At 69.8% G+C, this 17,746-nt stretch carries 18 protein-coding genes; 13 read left to right on the forward strand and 5 right to left on the reverse strand.

What is annotated here, in order from left to right:
* Positions 1-164 precede the first annotated feature (164 nt).
* The 4 genes from ACIRQH_RS25390 (at position 165) to ACIRQH_RS25405 (ending at position 1,708) form a co-directional block, all read left to right on the forward strand.
* Positions 165-491 (forward strand): hypothetical protein, encoded by a 327-nt coding sequence (locus tag ACIRQH_RS25390; protein WP_358815634.1) that lies wholly within the window; start codon positions 165-167, stop codon positions 489-491.
* 170 nt (positions 492-661) lie between these two features.
* Positions 662-1,030: a WhiB family transcriptional regulator gene (locus tag ACIRQH_RS25395; protein WP_358815635.1), complete on the forward strand. Its 369-nt coding sequence runs from the start codon at positions 662-664 to the stop codon at positions 1,028-1,030.
* The gene (locus tag ACIRQH_RS25400; RefSeq protein ID WP_358815636.1) at positions 1,027-1,350 is read left to right on the forward strand and encodes a hypothetical protein; all 324 of its coding nucleotides are present in this window, start codon (positions 1,027-1,029) and stop codon (positions 1,348-1,350) included. The genes ACIRQH_RS25395 and ACIRQH_RS25400 overlap by 4 nt, the downstream gene beginning before the upstream one ends.
* A gap of 133 nt (positions 1,351-1,483) precedes the next feature.
* A complete protein-coding gene (locus ACIRQH_RS25405) occupies positions 1,484-1,708 on the forward strand; it encodes a hypothetical protein (RefSeq protein WP_358815789.1) in 225 nt (74 codons plus the stop codon).
* A gap of 10 nt (positions 1,709-1,718) precedes the next feature.
* On the opposite strand, the gene ACIRQH_RS25410 is transcribed toward ACIRQH_RS25405, so the two are convergent.
* Together ACIRQH_RS25410 and ACIRQH_RS25415 are read right to left on the reverse strand one after the other, a co-directional pair.
* The gene (locus ACIRQH_RS25410; protein WP_404227054.1) at positions 1,719-3,119 is read right to left on the reverse strand and encodes an ABC1 kinase family protein; all 1,401 of its coding nucleotides are present in this window, start codon (positions 3,117-3,119) and stop codon (positions 1,719-1,721) included.
* Complete coding sequence (locus ACIRQH_RS25415) at positions 3,112-4,302, reverse strand: TOMM precursor leader peptide-binding protein (RefSeq protein WP_388866829.1); 1,191 nt, start codon at positions 4,300-4,302, stop codon at positions 3,112-3,114. The genes ACIRQH_RS25410 and ACIRQH_RS25415 overlap by 8 nt, the downstream gene beginning before the upstream one ends.
* A 216-nt stretch (positions 4,303-4,518) precedes the next feature.
* Here ACIRQH_RS25415 and ACIRQH_RS25420 point away from each other — a divergent pair, with 216 nt between their 5' ends.
* The 4 genes from ACIRQH_RS25420 (at position 4,519) to ACIRQH_RS25435 (ending at position 8,374) form a co-directional block, all read left to right on the forward strand.
* On the forward strand, positions 4,519-5,115 hold the full coding sequence (locus tag ACIRQH_RS25420; protein ID WP_388866826.1) for a M48 family metallopeptidase: 597 nt from the start codon (positions 4,519-4,521) through the stop codon (positions 5,113-5,115).
* Between the two features lie 146 nt (positions 5,116-5,261).
* Positions 5,262-6,911 carry a TerD family protein gene (locus ACIRQH_RS25425; RefSeq protein WP_358815640.1) on the forward strand — a complete coding sequence of 550 codons (1,650 nt, stop codon included), beginning with the start codon at positions 5,262-5,264 and terminating at the stop codon, positions 6,909-6,911.
* A gap of 11 nt (positions 6,912-6,922) precedes the next feature.
* Positions 6,923-7,603, forward strand: a complete 681-nt coding sequence (locus ACIRQH_RS25430; protein ID WP_358815641.1) for an AIM24 family protein — start codon at positions 6,923-6,925, stop codon at positions 7,601-7,603.
* Between the two features lie 15 nt (positions 7,604-7,618).
* Positions 7,619-8,374, forward strand: a complete 756-nt coding sequence (locus ACIRQH_RS25435) for an AIM24 family protein (protein WP_355864808.1) — start codon at positions 7,619-7,621, stop codon at positions 8,372-8,374.
* A 147-nt stretch (positions 8,375-8,521) separates the two neighbouring features.
* On the opposite strand, the gene ACIRQH_RS25440 is transcribed toward ACIRQH_RS25435, so the two are convergent.
* Together ACIRQH_RS25440 and ACIRQH_RS25445 are read right to left on the reverse strand one after the other, a co-directional pair.
* Entirely contained in the window at positions 8,522-9,043 is a 522-nt protein-coding gene (locus ACIRQH_RS25440; RefSeq protein WP_404227055.1) for an NUDIX hydrolase, read from the reverse strand.
* Positions 9,040-10,509, reverse strand: a complete 1,470-nt coding sequence (locus tag ACIRQH_RS25445) for a zinc-dependent metalloprotease (RefSeq protein ID WP_404227056.1) — start codon at positions 10,507-10,509, stop codon at positions 9,040-9,042. The genes ACIRQH_RS25440 and ACIRQH_RS25445 overlap by 4 nt, the downstream gene beginning before the upstream one ends.
* A 191-nt stretch (positions 10,510-10,700) precedes the next feature.
* On the opposite strand from ACIRQH_RS25445, the gene ACIRQH_RS25450 reads away from it, so the two are divergent.
* From ACIRQH_RS25450 to ACIRQH_RS25465, 4 genes are all read left to right on the forward strand, one after another.
* The gene (locus tag ACIRQH_RS25450; protein ID WP_404227057.1) at positions 10,701-11,816 is read left to right on the forward strand and encodes an SDR family oxidoreductase; all 1,116 of its coding nucleotides are present in this window, start codon (positions 10,701-10,703) and stop codon (positions 11,814-11,816) included.
* A gap of 177 nt (positions 11,817-11,993) precedes the next feature.
* Positions 11,994-12,455, forward strand: a complete 462-nt coding sequence (locus ACIRQH_RS25455) for a molybdenum cofactor biosynthesis protein MoaE (protein ID WP_388866818.1) — start codon at positions 11,994-11,996, stop codon at positions 12,453-12,455.
* 128 nt (positions 12,456-12,583) lie between these two features.
* Complete coding sequence (locus tag ACIRQH_RS25460) at positions 12,584-12,769, forward strand: hypothetical protein (protein WP_355864793.1); 186 nt, start codon at positions 12,584-12,586, stop codon at positions 12,767-12,769.
* A gap of 108 nt (positions 12,770-12,877) precedes the next feature.
* Positions 12,878-13,975: a PDZ domain-containing protein gene (locus ACIRQH_RS25465; RefSeq protein ID WP_358815646.1), complete on the forward strand. Its 1,098-nt coding sequence runs from the start codon at positions 12,878-12,880 to the stop codon at positions 13,973-13,975.
* Between the two features lie 90 nt (positions 13,976-14,065).
* Here the strand turns inward: ACIRQH_RS25465 and ACIRQH_RS25470 are convergent, their stop codons facing one another.
* Positions 14,066-14,608 (reverse strand): PPA1309 family protein, encoded by a 543-nt coding sequence (locus ACIRQH_RS25470; protein ID WP_388866815.1) that lies wholly within the window; start codon positions 14,606-14,608, stop codon positions 14,066-14,068.
* Positions 14,609-14,772: 164 nt separating this feature from the next.
* On the opposite strand from ACIRQH_RS25470, the gene ACIRQH_RS25475 reads away from it, so the two are divergent.
* Complete coding sequence (locus ACIRQH_RS25475) at positions 14,773-17,730, forward strand: UPF0182 family protein (protein ID WP_388929770.1); 2,958 nt, start codon at positions 14,773-14,775, stop codon at positions 17,728-17,730.
* Positions 17,731-17,746: the final 16 nt, after the last annotated feature.

Raw genomic sequence — 17,746 nt, forward strand, 5'->3', positions numbered from 1 at the left:
TTCAAACTCGTCGAAAAAATAGTTTGCGCATGCCCCAGCAATCCCCATAGGTTCTTAACCACGGCAGCAGCGGCCTTCTCCGAGGCCCTGGTTCCGTGCTGTACTTAATAACCGTCGGGTCGGCTCACGCCGATCCCTCAAGACGCCGAGAGGAGGCGATTCCAGTGATCAGCATCAACACCAGCTTCATCAGGACCGTGAAAATGACCGATCTCTCGGCCGTCGTCTCCACCTGCTCGCTCGGCGTCTCGAACGTGGCCACCGGTCTGTCCGGCATCAGTGCCGTCCGCCCGGTGTCCTCCGTGTCCCTCGCGGGTCTTCCCATCCGTGAGCGCAATGAGCGACCGACGCAGGCACTGGAAGCGGCAGTAGTGGCAGAGGCGCATGCCTATGCCTTTGCGGCAGCCGGTGCCGGATCCCTGAAGCAGACGCAGCAGCACCACACGATGTGGGCCTTCCGTGGGCCTGAACCCTGGAGTGATCCAGCCTGATTCGATCAGGCCGGCGCCTTCAGGGCCGCGGAACCCCACCCGGGATCCGCGGCCCTTTTGTTTGTCCCCGACCAGGGACGACAGAGCGAAGGGGCCTCGGGACAAGAGAACCCGGTACCAGCCGCCAACCGGCCGACCCGGCCGGCACGACCAGACGAGGAAGACCAACCGTGCAACTCGAAGCGCACGCCCCGTCCGTACCGCCTTCCGAAACGATCCCCCCGCCCGGCCCCACGGAGGACTCCACCTTGATCCCGCTCACTGCGCTCACCGCGCTCGACGACGCCATCGAGAGCCTCGGCGTACCCGTCCCTTGCCGTTCGTACGACCCGGAGGTCTTCTTCGCCGAGTCGCCCGCCGATGTCGAGTACGCCAAGTCCCTCTGCCGTACCTGCCCGCTGATGGAGGCCTGCCTCGCCGGCGCCAAGGAGCGGCGTGAGCCCTGGGGCGTCTGGGGTGGCGAGCTCTTCGTCCAGGGTGTTGTCGTGGCCCGCAAGCGGCCGCGTGGCCGCCCGCGCAAGAACCCGGTTGCGGCATGAACATCCGAGGAACGATCGACCGCCCCCTGACGAACGACCCCAAGAAACAGGCCCCGATGAAGCCGTCCACGAGCGAGCCCGCCGGCTCCGCGACCCCAGACTTCACTTCTCACGGCGCGAACGACTCGCGTCAGAACAGGACCCGAGAGATGCAACTCATCCCAGAAGCCCTGGCTCGTGCTCATATGCACGAGCAACTGCACCAGGCTGAGCAGGAACGCCGGGCCGTGCGCCTGGCGACCGCTCGCCGCATGCAGCGCCGGGCCGAGCGCGCTTCGCTGCGTGCCCGCCGGGCGCTGGCCATGGCGGTCATGCAGTAGTCGACCCCGGTCGCTCTGACAACCGCAGCAGTTGCAGGCACATCCACATCCCCGCGGGGGCCGGTCCGGTCGGACCGGCCCCCGCGGTGCGTTGTGCGGGGCGATCCGTGGACCGCGGGGATATCGTCGCCAGGTGACGAGTCTTCCCGGGGACAGTGACAGCACGGGTCCGACGCCGCGGTCCGACGCGGGCGGTGACCAGAAGATCGTGTGCGCCCGCTGCGGCACCCGGGCAGACGGCCCCCGGCCGACGTGGGCCTGCTCCGTCGAGAACGGCACCCGCCACTACTTCTGCGACACCTGCTCGCGCAGCAACCTCAGAGCGATCGAGGGCCGCCTCGACTCGGCCTGGTGGTAACCCGGCCGGCTCAGGCCTCGGCGGCGGGCAACTCCTCGTCCAGGTGCTCGGCGGCCTCGTCGTCCCCCTCGGCCCCCTCGTCCTCATACACCGGCACGAATCCCGGCAGCCACTCCTCCAGTTCGTCGCGCAGCCGGACCGTCGCGCCGAGCTGACACAGGACTCCGATGGTGCTGAGGGTCACGCGGTGTATCAGGAGGTACGACGGCGGCAGGTTCAGCTGCCGGCCCAACTGGTGGGCGGGGGAGCGCGGATCGGCGATCCGGGCGGCCTGGCTGCGCATCCAGCCGCGGGTGAAGGTGAACGCGTCGACCTGCGCCGGTTCGATGATCGGCACGAGGTAGTCCAGGACCGCGTCCGGGTCGAGGTCTATCGACTCCTTGACGAAGCCTTCCTCACGGAGCAGTTCGTAGACCCCCTCGGCGTCGCCGTCCAGTGTCATCCGGAGGGAGTCGCCGATCGTCTGCGGCAGGCCGCCCGGGAGCCGGTCCACCGTGCCGAAGTCCAGGACGCCCAGGCGCCAGCCGCTCTCCTCGTCCGGCAGCAGACGGAAGTTCCCCGGGTGCGGGTCGGCGTGCAGCAGTCCGGTGCGGGCCGGACCGGAGAAGAGGAAGCGGGCCAGCAACTGACCGGCGCGGTCGCGCTGCTCCTCGGTGCCGTCGGTGATCACCTCCGACAGCGGCACTCCGTCGATCCACTCGGTCACCAGAACCTGATCGCACTGGTGGACCACGGCGGGCACCAGCACGTCCGGATCGTCCGCGAACTCCTCCGCGTGCGCGGCCTGGGCCTGCGCCTCCAAGCCGTAGTCGAGCTCCTCGGAGACCCGGTCGCGCAGCTCCGCGATGAGCGGCTTGATGTCCATGCCGGGGATCAGCGGTCCGAGCAGCCGGGCGAACCGGCTGAGCTGGGTCAGATCGGAGAGCAGGGCGTCCCCCGCCCCCGGGTACTGCACCTTGACGGCGACCTCGCGCCCGTCGTGCCACACCGCCCGGTGCACCTGGCCGATCGAGGCCGCCGCGGACGGCTTGTCCTCGAACTCCAGGAACAGCTCGCCCCAGTCCGCGCCCAGCCGCTCCTCCAGTACGGAGTGGACCGTGCGCGTCGGCATCGGGGGCGCCGCCTCCTGGAGTTTCGTCAGCGCCGCCCGGTACGGGCCCGCGACCTCCTCCGGCAGTGCCGACTCTAAGACGGACAGTGCCTGCCCGAACTTCATCGCGCCGCCCTTGAGCTCCCCGAGGACCTTGAAGAGCTGCTCGGCAGTGCGCTGCTGGAGCTCGCGGCCCACGAGCTCCGCGGACGCCCCGCCGATGCGCTTGCCGAGCCCCCAGGTTGCGCGCCCGGCGAAGCCGAGCGGCAACGCGGCGAGTTTGGCAGTACGGGTTACTGCCTTCCGGGGAAGATCAGACATGCGCCCTCCAGGTCCCAGCAAGCCCTGCCGCGTGCGGCTGTTGCCCTGCCATTGTCGCGTGCGGCTCCTCGTCCTCGGAGGCCCGCTCCCCTTTTGTTTTCTCAGCGGCTCCGCAGGGGCAGCCGGAATGGGCCCAGACCGGCTTCGCATGCCAGTCGCAGCCCGGGAGAGACGCCTCCCAGCGCACTCCGGCGGCGGACGGCGCGTCTCCGTCCAGAAAGGCCAGCGCATGGCTCGCGGCGAGTCCGGCGACCGCCGCGGCCAAGGCGAGATCACAAGCGGGTACCCGGCGCTGCCGCCCGGAACGCCACTGAGCCACCAGACGTGGCCAGGTCGGGTCCCGGTCGGTGCGCACCTGGTCCAGACAGCCCGCACAGCCGGTTTCACCGGGCAGGACCAGGGGGCCCACGACTCCGGTCGCCTCGACGACCCCGGCGTACAGATGAGGTGTACCCGAGGTGATCAGGGGCTCGGCGGACACCGGGTCGGGTGCGTGCACGGACAGGGCGTCCCGGGGAGCGAGGATCACCAGGGACAGCCCGCGGGTCGCTTCGCCCTCCCGCTCCCTGGACGACGAGCGGGGCGAACGGTCCGGGGCCGCACGCCGCACCGCCCGCCGGGCGGCGTCCTCACGGCGCTCACCGATCGACTCGACGGGCAGGCCGCCCGGCGCGACGTCCCCCGGCTCGACCCGGCCCAGGTCGCGCACCTGCACCTCGCCCACCCCGGCGCCCGCGAGCAGCGAGGCCAGGACCACCCCCACCCGGCCGGCGCCCCGCACCTGGACCCGCAGAGCACGGCGGGCCGCGAGGCGCTCGACGGCCCCGCCCGGCTCGGCAGCGACGAGGGAGAGCGAGGCGAGATCTGGCCGCATCCGCTCCATGACCTCCTTCTTCTCCCGCAGCGCGTCCGCGGCCGGGCCGCCTCCGGTCGCGTCGTCCAGCAGCCCCGAACGGGCCAGCCGGTCCACCAGAGCGTCGACGTGGCCGTCCGGCAGGCCCATTTCGCGTCCCTGCTCGCGCAACAGCGGCATCCCGCGGGTTCCGTCGAGCAGATCGAGGAAGCTGCCGGTCGCCGTGTCCATCGGGCCCAGCACCATCGCGTGCGCCGGCGCCATGCCGAACTGCACCGTGTTGAGATCCCGCCAGGCGCGCCGCAGCGCGGGTTTCACGATCGGATGCATGACCTACCCCCGTAGACCGTAGTACGTCCCCGAATGTCCGCCGGGTGCTCCCGCAGCGCGGACCGGATGCCAGCATGCCCGGCCCGTGCGGACGCCGCCGAAAGTTATCCACAGGTGGCATCGTTCGTCGTACAAATCGAACACGGGGGGTGCGGATCGGCACCGAACCGTCCCGGGGACGGGACTTCCCCCATGTGCAGCGGGTAACGTCGGGGCGTGCCCGCCGACCCACTGCACCGCGCCGCAAAACCACAGCGCAGCACGACGAGCCCGCCGACGAGCGGTTCGGGAGCGAGCGCGATCGAGGTCCGCAGGAGCGCCCGACGGCGCAGAACGGTTTCCGCGTACCGCGAGGGCGATCGCACCGTCGTGCTCATCCCCGCCCGCATGTCCGAGGCGGAAGAGCAACGCTGGGTGACCGTCATGCTCGACAAGCTGGCCGCCCAGGAGAGTAAACGGGTGCTCGGCGACACCGAGCTGTCCGAACGGGCCGAGCGGCTGTCGGCGCAGTACTTCGAGGGCCGCGCGCGGCCCTCGTCGGTCCGCTGGGTCACCAACCAGAACACACGCTGGGGCTCGTGCACACCCTCCGAGGGCAGCATCCGACTGTCGCACCGGCTCCAGGGCATGCCCGAGTACGTCGTCGACTACGTCCTTCTGCACGAGCTCGCCCACCTGCTCGTTCCCGGCCACGGGCCGCGCTTCTGGCGTCTCCTGGAGGCCTATCCGCGCACCGAGCGGGCCCGCGGCTATCTCGAAGGGGTCGTCGCGGCGGACCGGCTGCCCCGGATGCCGGCCACGGGCGACGAGTAGGGCGCCCGTCCTCCGGCGGAGATCGGACGGCACCCCGGAGCGGGGGCGATTGTGTACCGGGTCTGTACCGGCTGAGTCCAGTCCAAGATTTTGCCGTTAGCCTGACGCGACGCACTCGTATTCGGGATGGGGGACGGTCGTTACGCATGGCCAGGGAATTCCAACGCGGCCACAAGGCCAAGATCACTGACCTCACCGCAGGCACCGATCTGTACGTAGGTGTGCAGATCGCCGGCCCCGGGCTGACCTTCGACATCAGTTGCTTCGGGCTCGACGCCGACGAGCAGCTGTCCGACGACCGGTACTTCGTCTTCTTCAACCAGCCGAAGTCCCCCGAGGAGTCCATTCAGCTGCTCGGCGCCCAGTCGGGTGACACCGAGTCCTTCCGCATCACGCTCGACCGGATCCCGGCGCAGATCCACAAGCTGTCGTTCACGGCGACCATCGACGGCGCCGGACAGATGTCGCAGATCGCCCCCGGGTATCTGCGCATCGTCGCGGGCGGCGAAGAGGTGGCCCGGTACGCGTTCAGCGGCGCCGAGTTCTCCACCGAGCGCGCCGTCATGCTGGGCGACTTCTACCTGAAGGACGTATGGCGGTTCGCCGCCGTGGGACAGGGCTTCGACGGCGGCCTCGACGCGCTGCTGAAGAACTTCGGCGGCGAGGTCGCCGAGGAGGAGCCCGCCGCGCAGCAGCCGCAGTCCGGCGCCGCCCCGTCCTTCGCACCGCCCGCTTTCGGGGCACCCGCACAGGCTCCGGCCCAGGGGTTCGCGCCTCCGCCCGGTGCCACTCCGCCCGCCCCGGCTCCCACGCCCTCCGTGCACGCGGCGCCCACCATCGTGGCGCCGCTGTACACCCCGGGCGGAGCCACGGTGCCGCCGCCGGGACCCGCGCCGTACGCGCAGCCCCCCGGCCCTCCCGGTCCTCCCGGCCCGCCGCCGGGCTACGGCCAGCAGCCGCCCGGCCAGACGGCCCCGATGCCTCCGGGCTACGGGCAGCAGGCGCCGACCGCGCCTCCCGGATACGGCCAGCAGCCGCAGTACGGGCAGATTCCGGGCCAGGCGCCCGCACCGCACCCGGGGCAGCCAGGCGCGCCCTCCCCCTACGGCGTTCCCCAGGGATCTCCGCAGGTCGGAGCCGGTGTGGCCGCGGCTCTCGGCGCCTTCAAGGAGACGCCGACCGGCCAGCGCTGGACTCCGCAGAACAAGAAGCTCATCCGCGTCGACCTCGGCGTCGGCGGTCAGCCCGTGCTGGCCCGCCAGGGCAGCATGGTGCTCTACCAGGGCAAGGTCGACTTCAGCTACAAGGGCGCCGGATTCGCCGGCCGGCTCGTGGGCAACGCGACCGGCCAGGAGATGCAGCTGATGCGCTGCACCGGCCAGGGCCAGGTGTTCTTCGCCGAGAACGCCACCCATGTGCACCCGATCGAACTCCAGGGTGACGCGATCTGTGTCTCCGCGGAGAACGTCCTCGCCTTCGACGAGTCCCTGCAGTACGAGGTCCGTCGCATCGAGGGGCACGGCATTCCCGGCGGCGCGCTGTTCACGATGCAGTTCCAGGGGACCGGCACCATCGTCGTCAAGACACACGGCGCGCCCGTCGTCCTGCCGGTGACGCCCACGACGTTCGCCGACTGCAACGCAGTCGTCGCCTGGTCCGCGGCCGCCCAGGTGATCGTCTCCAGCCAGGTGCGGATGCGCCGGAACGCCTACCCCGGCGACACCGGCGAGAGCGTGAACCTCCAGTTCCGTGCCGCGCCCGGCAGTTTCGTCGTCGTCCAGCCGTACGAGGTCTGAGGGAGCCCGTCATGAACCAGCCATTCGCGGGCTTCGCCCCTGCACCCGTCACCGCGCGCATGGAGAACCACGGCAGTCACATGCTGAAGGTCGCCATGCAGAGCGGAAGCGACCTCTTCGCACGCGTGGGCTCGATGGTCGCCTACGAAGGGTTCGTCCAGTACGAGCCCAACCCGCCCGCCGTACGCCAGATCGCGCGCGACTGGATGACCGGCGAGGGCGCGCCCCTCATGAAGTGCTCCGGCGACGGCCTGCTCTACCTGGCCGACTACGGGGCGGACGTCGTCGTCATCAACCTCAACGGCGATGCGATCTCCGTCAACGCCACCAACCTCCTCGCCTTCGACACGCAGCTCACCTGGGGCGTGGAGCGGGTGAAGGGGCTCGCCAAGTTCGCCGGACAGGGTCTGTGGAACACCAAGATCTCCGGCCAGGGCTGGGTCGCGCTGACCTCCCGGGGCAAGCCCATCGTCGTCGACTGCGGCGGCGGTGAGGACGAGACGTACGTCGACCCGGACGCGCTCGTCGCGTGGTCCCCGAACCTCAAGGTGAAGGGCAAGCGCAGCTTCAAGGCGCAGTCGCTGATCGGCCGCGGCAGCGGTGAGGCGTACCAGATGGCGTTCTCCGGTACCGGCATCGTCGTCGTGCAGCCCAGCGAGGACAGCACCGACCGCCTCCGAGTCCGGGGCTGAGGGGAACAGGACACCATGCAGAGCCCGATCTTCGGCTACAACGACCAGCAGACCCAGGACCGTTACAGCCTGCAGAACTCGCAGATGCTCCGCGTCGTCCTGGAGGGGCACGACGACATTCTCGCCCGCAAGGGCACCATGGTCGCCTACCAGGGACTCGTCGAGTTCGACGCCGAGTACCAGAACAGCGGCCAGCACCGCGCGCGTGCCTACACCGGTGAGGGGCTCGACCTGATGCGCTGCCACGGGCAGGGCACGGTCTACTTCGCCAACCTCGCCCAGCACGTGCACGTCGTCGACGTGGACCAGGACGGCCTCACCGTCGACAGCAGCTACGTGCTCGCGATGGACTCCGCGCTCCACCACGAGGTCATCGCCGTGGACAGCCAGTACGGCATCTCCGGCTCGGGGAAGTACCAGCTCAACATCACGGGGCGCGGCAAGGTCGCGCTGATGACCTCCGGGATGCCTCTGATGATGCAGGTCACCCCGGACCGCTACGTGAACTGCGACGCCGACGCGATCGTCGCGTGGTCCACGAGCCTGCGCGTCCAGATGCAGGCCCAGACCCACTCCTCCGGCGTGTGGCGGCGCCGCGGCAACACCGGTGAGGGCTGGGAGCTCAGTTTCATGGGCAACGGTTACGTACTGGTCCAGCCCAGCGAACTGCTGCCGCCGCAGAACGCGGCGATCGGCCAGGGGCTGCGCGCCCAGTACGGCATGGGCCAGCAGGGTGTCCAGGCGCAGAACCAGGGCAACGCCTGGAGCTGACCGTACGACGGTCCGATTCGGAAACAGCGGCACGAACAGACGAACGGCGTAAGGGGCGACCGCCTTGGTGGTCGCCCCTTACGCCGTTCGCCTGTTCGTCACTCCCGGTACGTCCGGTCGCCCGGCAGGTGCCGTCCGGGCGCGCGCTCACAGCCGGGCGCGGGCCGCCTCCAGAAGCCGTACGACCGACGCGTCGGCCACCTCGGAGACCTCGTCGTACGTGAACCAGCGCAGGTCGAGGGACTCGTCACTGATGGCCTCGACCGCGTCGGACGGCGCGAGGGCTACGTACTGCACGTCCAGATGCCAGTGGCACGGAGCCGGGATGGCGTGCCGGTCCAGCGTCACGGGGCCTCCCGGTGCCAGGGTCAGCCCCCGGATGCCCGACTCCTCGGTCGCCTCGCGCAGGGCGGCGGCGGTCAGCGTCGCGTCGGCCGGCTCGCAGTGGCCGCCCATCTGCAGCCACATCCGGAGCTTGCGGTGCAGCGTCAGCAGAACGCGGCCCCGCTCGGGGTCGACCACCAGGGCGCTCGCCGTGATGTGCCCGGCGTGGCACGACTTCCATGTGCCGTCCGGGTGCTCGGCCAGGTGGTCCAGGTAGACCTGGCTCAGCTCGTCCTGGCCCTCGTGGCTCTTCAGTACGAGGACCGCGTCGTCGTGCAGGCTCACTCGGTGCCGTCGCCCTTTGCCTCGCCCTTTTCGTCGCCCTTGGAGTCGTCGTCCTCGGCGTCGGCAGCCTCCGCGGAGGAGCCCTTCGTCAGGTTCGGCTTGCCGGCCGAACCGCTCGCGGCCTCGCCGAGCATCTTGTCGAGCTCGGAGAAGTCCATGTGCTCGCGGTGCACGAAGCCGTCCGGGTCGTCCAGGTCGGACGCCGTGGGCAGCATGTCCGGGTGGGCCCACAGGCCGTCCCGGCCGTCCATACCGCGCGCGTCCGTGAGCGAGGCCCACAGGCGTGAGGCGTCCCGCAGCCGGCGCGGACGCAGCTCCAGGCCGATCAGGGTGGCGAACGTCTGCTCGGCGGGACCACCCGTGGCGCGGCGGCGGCGCAGCGTCTCGCGCAGCGCGTCGGCCGACGACAGGCGGGGCTTGGCGGCCGCGTGCACGACCGCGTCGACCCAGCCCTCGACCAGCGCGAGCGCCGTCTCCAGACGGGCGAGCGCGGCCTTCTGCTCCGGCGTGTCCTCCGGCTGGAACATGCCCTGCTGCAGCGCCTGCTGCAGCTCCTCCGGGTTCTGCGGGTCGAACTGGCCGACCACGTCCTCCAGCTTCGCGGTGTCGACCTTGATCCCGCGCGCGTAGCCCTCGACGGCGCCGAACAGGTGCGAGCGCAGCCACGGCACGTGCGCGAAGAGGCGCTGGTGGGCGGCCTCGCGCAGCGCGAGATAGAGCCGCACCTCCTCCTGGGGGACGCTCAGGTCCTTGCCGAAGGAGGCGATGTTCAGCGGGAGCAGCGCGGCCTTGCCGACGGGGCCGAGCGGCAGGCCGATGTCGGTCGAGCCGACGACCTCGCCCGCCAGGACACCCACGGCCTGCCCGATCTGCGTGCCGAACATGGCGCCGCCCATGGAGCGCATCATGCCGATCAGCGGGCCCGCCATGGCCTGCATCTCCTCGGGCAGGACGTCGCCCATGGCCGCGCCGACGCGCTCGGCGACCGGGTCGACCAGCTCCTTCCACACGGGAAGGGTCGCCTCGACCCACTCGGCGCGGCTCCAGGCCAGCGCGGAGCCCGCGCCGGACGGCAGCGACGTCGCGTCGTCGAGCCAGTGGTCGGCCAGACGCACCGCCTCCTCGACGGCGAGCCGCTCGGCGGGGCCGACGCTCGCGTCCTTGGTGCCGTCAGAAGTGCCCTGGGAGACCGTCTGACGGGCGATCTGCTTGGCCATGTCCCAATTCACCGGACCGCCCTCGTACGAGAGCATCTGGCCCAGCTGCTGGAACGCGGCGCCGAGATCATTGGGGTTCATCGAGCCGAACATGGCTGCGAGGGGATTGTCGGCTCCGGGACCACCGGCTCCGGGCCCGAAACCGAAAGGTCCCTGGCCACCGCCGCCCTGCTGGTCCTTCTTCTTGCCCTCGTCGCCGTTCTCCGGCTCCTCCGGCGGAAGGCCGAATCCGAATGGGGTGTCACTCACGGGATTCCTCGGCTGGTAAGGCCGCCGGGTTCGTTCCGACGGCGGCTGCCCACAACACCACCCAGCGTAGACACCTGAACCCGATCGGGCCTCGGTGCTTCGCCGACTCGTCGCCTGCGGCAGGATGGATGCCACCTGGTAGGGGCGCGTCACACGCGTCCGTTACTGAAGACAACCGCTGGAGACGCCCGGTGAGTTCCCCAGATCCACAGGTTCGCGCAGCGCGAAACCGCTCAACCAGCCCGGCCGCGCGCGGCCCCGTCGTCGCGGTCACCGGTGCCGCGGCGGGTGTGGGCGCCATGCTCACGGAGCGGCTGGCCGCCAGCGAGGAGATCAAGCAGGTCGTCGCCATCGACGAGCGGCGCGGCGAGTGCGCCGACGCGCAGTGGCACATCCTGGACGTCCGGGACCCGGCGATCGCCGAGAAGCTGCGCGGCGCGGACGTCGTGGTGCACCTGGCGCTCGACCTCGACCTGGAGACGGACGCGGCGGCCCGGACGGCCTACAACGTCCGGGGGACGCAGACCGTGCTCACCGCCGCCGCGGCCGCCGGTGTCCACCGCGTCGTCCTGTGCACGTCGGCGATGGTGTACGGGGCGCTGCCCGACAACGAACTGCCGCTCGCCGAGGACGCCGAACTGCGGGCGACCGCCGAGGCCACGGGCGTCGGCGACCTCCTGGAGATCGAGCGGCTGGCCCGTCGCGCGCCCCGGGCGCACCCCGGTCTGAACGTGACGGTCGTACGGCCCGGAGTGCTGGTCGGCGGCGGTACCGACACCGCGCTGACCAGGTACTTCGAGTCACCGCGACTGCTGGTCGTGGCGGGGTCGCGGCCCGCCTGGCAGTTCTGCCACGTCGAGGACCTGTGCAGTGCCCTGGAGTACGCGGTCGTCGAGAAGGTGGAGGGCGAGCTGGCCGTCGGGTGCGACGGCTGGCTGGAGCAGGAGGAGGTGGAGCAGCTGAGCGGGATCCGGCGGATGGAGCTGCCGTCCGCGGTCGCGCTGGGCGCCGCCGCCCGGCTCCACCGGATCGGTCTCACCCCTTCGCCCGCGGGCGACCTGGCCTACACGATGTACCCCTGGGTGGTGAGTGGGAGCCGGCTGCACGACGCCGGGTGGCGGCCCCGGTGGACCAACGAGGAGGTCCTCGCCGAGCTGCTGGAGGAGGTCGCCGGGCGGCACACCGTGGCCGGGCGCCGACTGGGCCGCAAGGACGCCACGGCGGCGGGCGCGGCGGGTGCGACGGTGGCGCTGCTCGGCGCGGCGGCTGTCGTCCGCCGGGCGCGGAAGGCTCGACGCCGGATTTGAGCCCGGGCGTGTCGCGGCCTCTCGGCCCCCCTCCGGGAGGCCTGCGCGAACGGTGTCTGCGACCCGGGCGTCGCACGCCCGGCGGGTCCGGTCTGTAGGAGGCTCCAACCCGGCACGCACGCGTGCCGGGTGAACGGTCTATTCCGCCTTGTCGGCGGGGTGCGGCACGATGGAGTCATGGCACCTACCTATGACCACCCCGGTGAGCAGGGCGCGCAGGATCCGATCCGGCTGCTGGCGATCCGCGACGAGCCGCTCTCCCTGGACGAGGTCTTCCGTGCCGTCGGGGACGACGCCGCCGGGGGGACCGCGCTCTTCGTGGGAACGGTGCGCAACCACGACGGCGGTGCCGACGTGGACACCCTGGGGTACTCCGGTCACCCCAGCGCCGAGGCGGAGATGCGGCGGGTCGCCGAGAAGGTCGTCGCCGAATATCCGGTGCGGGCGCTGGCCGCCGTCCACCGGGTGGGCGATCTGCGGGTCGGGGACCTCGCGGTCGTCGTCGCCGTGGCGTGTCCGCACCGGAGCGAGGCGTTCGAGGCCTGCCGCAAACTCATCGACGACCTCAAGCACGAGGTGCCGATCTGGAAGCACCAGACGTTCTCCGACGGTTCGCAGGAGTGGGTCGGCGCCTGCTGATCCCCACCTCCGGTCGCATGACCGTTCCTCCGGTTGCGTAACCGGGGCCCTGCCGTGAGCGTTAACCCTGCGGATGGTTAATCTGCTGATCAGTCAGTTGCGGTCGCTCATGGGGTTGGGAGGTCGACATGGCGGCGCTCGCCTGGTTGCTGATTCCGCTTATGGCTGCGATCGGTGCCGGAGTGTGGGGAGTTTGGGCCGGCCGGAATCGCAAGGCCGCGGGAGACGGCGTCGAGCTCGCTGGATACACGCGCTTCCGTGAGGCCATGGAGCGGTCGGACGTCGAGGCGAAGGCCCCCTCCGACGTGCTCTGAGAGTCCCGGTCCGCCGGGGCTGCGACGGCTCGGCGAGCGGACCCCGGCGGCACCCCGTACGGGCGGCCCCGACGGTGCGCCGACAGGACTGTCCCGTACTGTCGTTCCATGCCACGCCGCACCGCGACGATGCTCGCCTCCACTCTGATCCTGATCGCGCTCCTGTGCGCGGGCGTGTTCATCAAAGTGCCCTACGCGGAGATGTCACCGGGTCCCACGGTGAACACGCTGGGCGACCACGACGGCGAGCCGGTGCTGCAGATCTCGGGGCGCAAGACGTACCCGACGACCGGTCACCTGAACATGACCACGGTCCGGGTGACGAGCGCCGACTACAACATGAACCTCGTCGAGGCCGTCTACGGCTGGCTGGCCCACGACAACAAGGTCGTGCCGCACGACACGCTCTACCCGGACGGCAAGACCGAGGAGCAGTCGACGCAGGAGAACGCCGAGGAGTTCAGCCAGTCCCAGGAGAGCGCCAAGGTGGCCGCCCTGAACGAGCTGAGCATTCCGGTGAAGTCCTGGGTGATCGTCTCCACCGTCCTCAAGGGCTCCCCGGCCGAGGGCCGGCTGCACGCCGGTGACGTCATCAAGTCCGTCGACGGCACCGTGGTGAAGGCGCCCGACGACGTCGCGAAGCTGGTCACCAAGCACAAGCCCGGTGACAAGGTGGTGTTCACGATCGTGCCGGCCAAGGAGCAGGCGGCCGCCGAGAAGGAGCACACGACGGCGACCGCGACCAAGGACGTGACGATCACCACGACCACGTCCGACGACAAGGGCGGAAACCGTGCCATCGTCGGGATCTCGGCCGGGACCGACCACACGTACCCCTTCACCATCGACATCAAGCTCGCCGACGTCGGGGGCCCGAGCGCCGGTCTGATGTTCGCGCTCGGCATCGTGGACAAGCTCACCCCGGGGAACCTCACCGGCGGCAAGTTCGTGGCAGGCACCGGCACCATCGAGGACAACGGCAAGGTCGGCCCCATCGGCGGCATCGAGATGAAGACCGTCGGCGCGCGCGACAAGGGCGCCCAGTACTTCCTGACGCCGAAGGACAACTGCGCCGCCGCGGCCAAGGACACCCCGAGCGGGCTCACGCTCGTCAAGGTCAACACCATCGACGACGCGATGAACGCCCTGAAGGACATCAGCGCGGGCCGGACCTCCGACCTGCCGAAGTGCACCACCAAGGGCTGACGGACACCGCCCGCCCGCACAGCAGCGCTCCGACGGAGAGGGGGCGCCCGAAACTTCCGGGCGCCCCCTCTCCGTCGTTCGCTCCGCGGATCAGTCGGCGAACGTCGCCGACAGCGCGTCCGCGAGGCCCGGCACGAGACCCGCGCCCGTGAGGACCTCTGTCGACGCGTCCTTCTCGCGCAGCCGCAGGGCGGAGTCGCGGGTTCCGTCACGCAGCACGCCGACCGTCATCCGGACCTCCTGGCGGTCCGGGTGCGTGGCGACCCACTGGGTGAGCTTCTTGCCGCTGAGGCCTTCCGGGACGGACGCCTCGGCGGACGGAGGCAGCATCAGCCGCTCCACGGTGAGCGCGCAGCCCACCACGGCGTCGGGCCAGGCGATGGTGCCGAGGAACTCGTCCAGCGGCTTGCCGGCAGGGATCTCGTCCTGCTCGATGGGGGTCAGACCGGCGGTCGCCTGCTCGCCCTCCAGGCCGAGCTGGCGGGCGAGGCCGGGTTCCTGGGTCCGCAGTCGTGCGGTGTCTACGAGGGCGAAGAGGCGGGCGGGCTGGTCCCAGCCGAGGCCGGAGGCGTACTCGTCGATCTCGAGTACGGCCCGGGTGAGGGGGCTCGCTGCCATGGGAGTGTTGGACATGGTCACAATCCTGCCTCGTTCGTACCCGGAAACGGGAACCGAGTAAAGCGTGAGTAAGTTGCATAGATGAGGCTCCTCGATCACGGAGCCTTACGGACGGCTCTCCAAGTCGGGGGGCCTGACGGATCAACAGCGACTTCGAGGTGCGCACCTTGGCTTTCCAGATGCCGGACCGCGGCGGAGGCCCGACGGGGCCACGGATGAGAGTGGGCCGGCCGTCCCGGCGTGTCCGGACCCTGCTCATGACACTGGGCGTACTGGCCGTTCTGGCCATGGCCTTCGTCATGTTCGCGGGGTTCTGGACGGACTGGCTCTGGTACAGATCGGTTCACTACTCATCGGTCTTCACCACCACTCTGTGGACCAAGATCGGGCTCTTCTTCGTCTTCGGCCTGCTCATGGCGGCCGCGGTCGGCTTCAACATCTGGTTGGCGCACCGGCTGCGCCCGCCGCTGAGCGCCATGTCGATGGAGCAACAGAGCCTCGACCGCTACCGCATGGGCATCGCGCCCTACAAGCGGTGGCTGCTGGTCGGCATCGTCTCCGTGGTGGGACTGATCGCCGGCGCGTCCGCCTCGGGCCAGTGGCGCACGTGGCTGATGTGGGTGAACGGAGTGCCCTTCCACCAGAAGGACCCCCAGTTCCACCTCGACGTCTCGTTCTACGCCTTCGACCTGCCCTGGTACCGCTTCCTGCTCGGCTTCGGCTTCGCCGCCGCCGTGCTCTCCCTGATCGCCGCCGCGCTCACGCACTACCTGTACGGCGGCCTGCGGGTCACCAGCCCGGGCGCGCGTGCCACGGCCGCGGCGACCGGGCATCTCTCGGTGCTCCTCGGCATCTTCGTGGCCCTGAAGGCGGTCGCCTACTGGCTCGACCGGTACGGCCTCGCGGTGAAGTCCAGTGACTTCAAGGCGACGGGCAACTGGACGGGCCTGCGGTATGTCGACGCGAACGCCTATCTGCCGGCCAAGACGATCCTGTTCTGCATCGCCGTCATCTGCGCGCTGCTCTTCTTCGCCACCCTGTGGCGGCGCACCTGGCAGCTGCCCGTCATCGGCTTCGGCCTGATGGTGCTGTCGGCGATCCTCATCGGCGGGCTGTACCCGGCGATCGTGCAGAAGTTCCAGGTCCAGCCGAACGAGCAGGCCAAGGAAGCGCCGTACGTCGAGAAGAATCTCAAGGCGACCCGCGAGGCGTACGGGATCGACGGCACCGACGTGCAGGACTACCCGGGGTCGAGCGACACCAAGGACAAGGCCAAGCTCCGGGACGACGCCGACACGGCGGCGAGCATCCGGCTCATGGACCCGAACGTCGTGTCGCCCACGTTCCAGCAGCTCCAGCAGGTGCGGAACTACTACGGCTTCCCGTCGAACCTCGACGTCGACCGGTACAGCAAGGACGGCAAGGACCAGGACACCGTCCTCGGTCTCCGCGAGCTGAACCTCGCGGGCATCCCGAAGAACAACTGGATCAACGACCACTTCCGTTACACCCACGGATACGGCGTCGTCGCGGCCAAGGGCACCACGGCCGACAGCGAGGGCCGGCCGGTCTTCACCGAGTACAACCTGCCGTCGAGAGGTGACCTCGGCGAATACCAGCAGCAGGTCTACTACGGCGAGAAGACCACCCAGTACTCGATCGTCGGCGGTCCCCAGAAGGAGATCGACTACTCCGACGACAGCGGTGAGAAGACCACCAGCTACAAGGGCAAGAGCGGCATCAGCCTCTCCAGCCCGGTCAACCGCGCCGCGTACGCGGTGGCGTTCGGCGAGCCGCAGATCCTCTACTCGGGCGCGATCGGCGAGGGTTCCCGGATCCTCTACAACCGCACGCCCAAGGAGCGCGTGGAGGCGGTGGCCCCCTGGCTGACCATCGACGGCGACGCCTACCCGGCCGTCGTCAACCACAAGATCCAGTGGATCGTCGACGCGTACACCACCACCAACGGCTATCCGTACGCGTCCCGCACCACCCTCGGCGACACCACGGCGGACTCGCTGACGGCGGCCAACAACCAGCGGGCGGTGGTGGCCCAGCAGAACCAGGTCAACTACATCCGCAACTCGGTGAAGGCGACCGTCGACGCGTACACCGGTGAGGTCAAGCTCTACCAGTGGGACACCAAGGATCCGGTCCTGAAGACCTGGATGAAGGCGTTCCCCAACACGGTGAAGTCGAAGCAGTCGATCTCGCCGGAGCTGATGGCCCATCTCCGGTACCCGCAGGACCTGTTCAAGGTTCAGCGTGAACTGCTCACCCGCTACCACGTGAAGGACGCGCAGACGTTCCTCAGCGGCAGCGAGGTGTGGCAGGTCCCGGACGACCCGAGCAACAACTCGGGCAGCGCCGTGCCGCCGTACTACCTCAGCATGAAGCTGCCGGGGGAGACGTCACAGGCGTTCTCGCTCACGACGACGATGACACCGAACGGCCGGGACAACCTCGCCGCGTTCATGTCCGTCGACGCCGAGGCGGGCACACCGGACTACGGCAAGATCAACATCCTGAAACTGCCGACGGGCAAAACCGTCGACGGGCCGAAACGGGTGCAGAGCCAGTTCAACTCCGAACCGTCCATCGCCGAGTCCATCAGCCTCCTCGAACGCGGCGATTCCAAGGTGGAGTACGGCAACCTCCTGACGGTGCCACTCGACGGCGGACTCCTCTACGTGGAACCCGTGTACGTCCGCGGTGGCGATCTCAAGTACCCGCTGCTGCGCAAGGTGTTGGTCACCTACGGAGGCAGCACGGCCTTCGAGAGCACGCTGGACCAGGCGCTCAACAAGGTCTTCGGGGCCGAGAGTTCGACCCAGCCACCACCGGACGAGAACACCACGAAACCGCCGACGTCGAGCGACCCGACGGTGCAGGCCGCTCTGGACGACGCGCAGAAGGCCTTCGACCAGGGCCAGGAAGCCCTCAAGAAGGGCGACTGGCAGGCGTACGGGGAGGCACAGAAGGATCTGCAGGACGCGCTGAAGAAGGCCGAGGACGCGCAGAACAAGGCGGACAAGGCCGGCAGCGGCGGCTCCGGTGCCGACAAGAGCACGGACAAGAGCGGCGACAAGAAGAGCAGTCCGAGCAGCAGCCCCAGTAGCAGCCCGAGCAGCGGCTAGAGCTCCGAAAGCGGCT

It is taken from the genome of Streptomyces sp. NPDC102279, from assembly GCF_044766365.1.
Classification (GTDB): Bacteria; Actinomycetota; Actinomycetes; order Streptomycetales; family Streptomycetaceae; genus Streptomyces.

Excerpts from the sequence above, each read along its gene's own strand:
- ACIRQH_RS25430 (WP_358815641.1), top strand. The coding sequence starts at position 6,923 with ATGAACCAGCCATTCGCGGGCTTCGCCCCTGCACCCGTCACCGCGCGC.
- ACIRQH_RS25400 (WP_358815636.1), top strand. The coding sequence starts at position 1,027 with ATGAACATCCGAGGAACGATCGACCGCCCCCTGACGAACGACCCCAAG.
- ACIRQH_RS25435 (WP_355864808.1), top strand. The coding sequence starts at position 7,619 with ATGCAGAGCCCGATCTTCGGCTACAACGACCAGCAGACCCAGGACCGT.
- ACIRQH_RS25415 (WP_388866829.1), bottom strand. The coding sequence starts at position 4,302 with ATGCATCCGATCGTGAAACCCGCGCTGCGGCGCGCCTGGCGGGATCTC.
- ACIRQH_RS25465 (WP_358815646.1), top strand. The coding sequence starts at position 12,878 with ATGCCACGCCGCACCGCGACGATGCTCGCCTCCACTCTGATCCTGATC.
- ACIRQH_RS25475 (WP_388929770.1), top strand. The coding sequence starts at position 14,773 with ATGCCGGACCGCGGCGGAGGCCCGACGGGGCCACGGATGAGAGTGGGC.
- ACIRQH_RS25455 (WP_388866818.1), top strand. The coding sequence starts at position 11,994 with ATGGCACCTACCTATGACCACCCCGGTGAGCAGGGCGCGCAGGATCCG.
- ACIRQH_RS25470 (WP_388866815.1), bottom strand. The coding sequence starts at position 14,608 with ATGTCCAACACTCCCATGGCAGCGAGCCCCCTCACCCGGGCCGTACTC.
- ACIRQH_RS25460 (WP_355864793.1), top strand. The coding sequence starts at position 12,584 with ATGGCGGCGCTCGCCTGGTTGCTGATTCCGCTTATGGCTGCGATCGGT.
- ACIRQH_RS25425 (WP_358815640.1), top strand. The coding sequence starts at position 5,262 with ATGGCCAGGGAATTCCAACGCGGCCACAAGGCCAAGATCACTGACCTC.
- ACIRQH_RS25410 (WP_404227054.1), bottom strand. The coding sequence starts at position 3,119 with ATGTCTGATCTTCCCCGGAAGGCAGTAACCCGTACTGCCAAACTCGCC.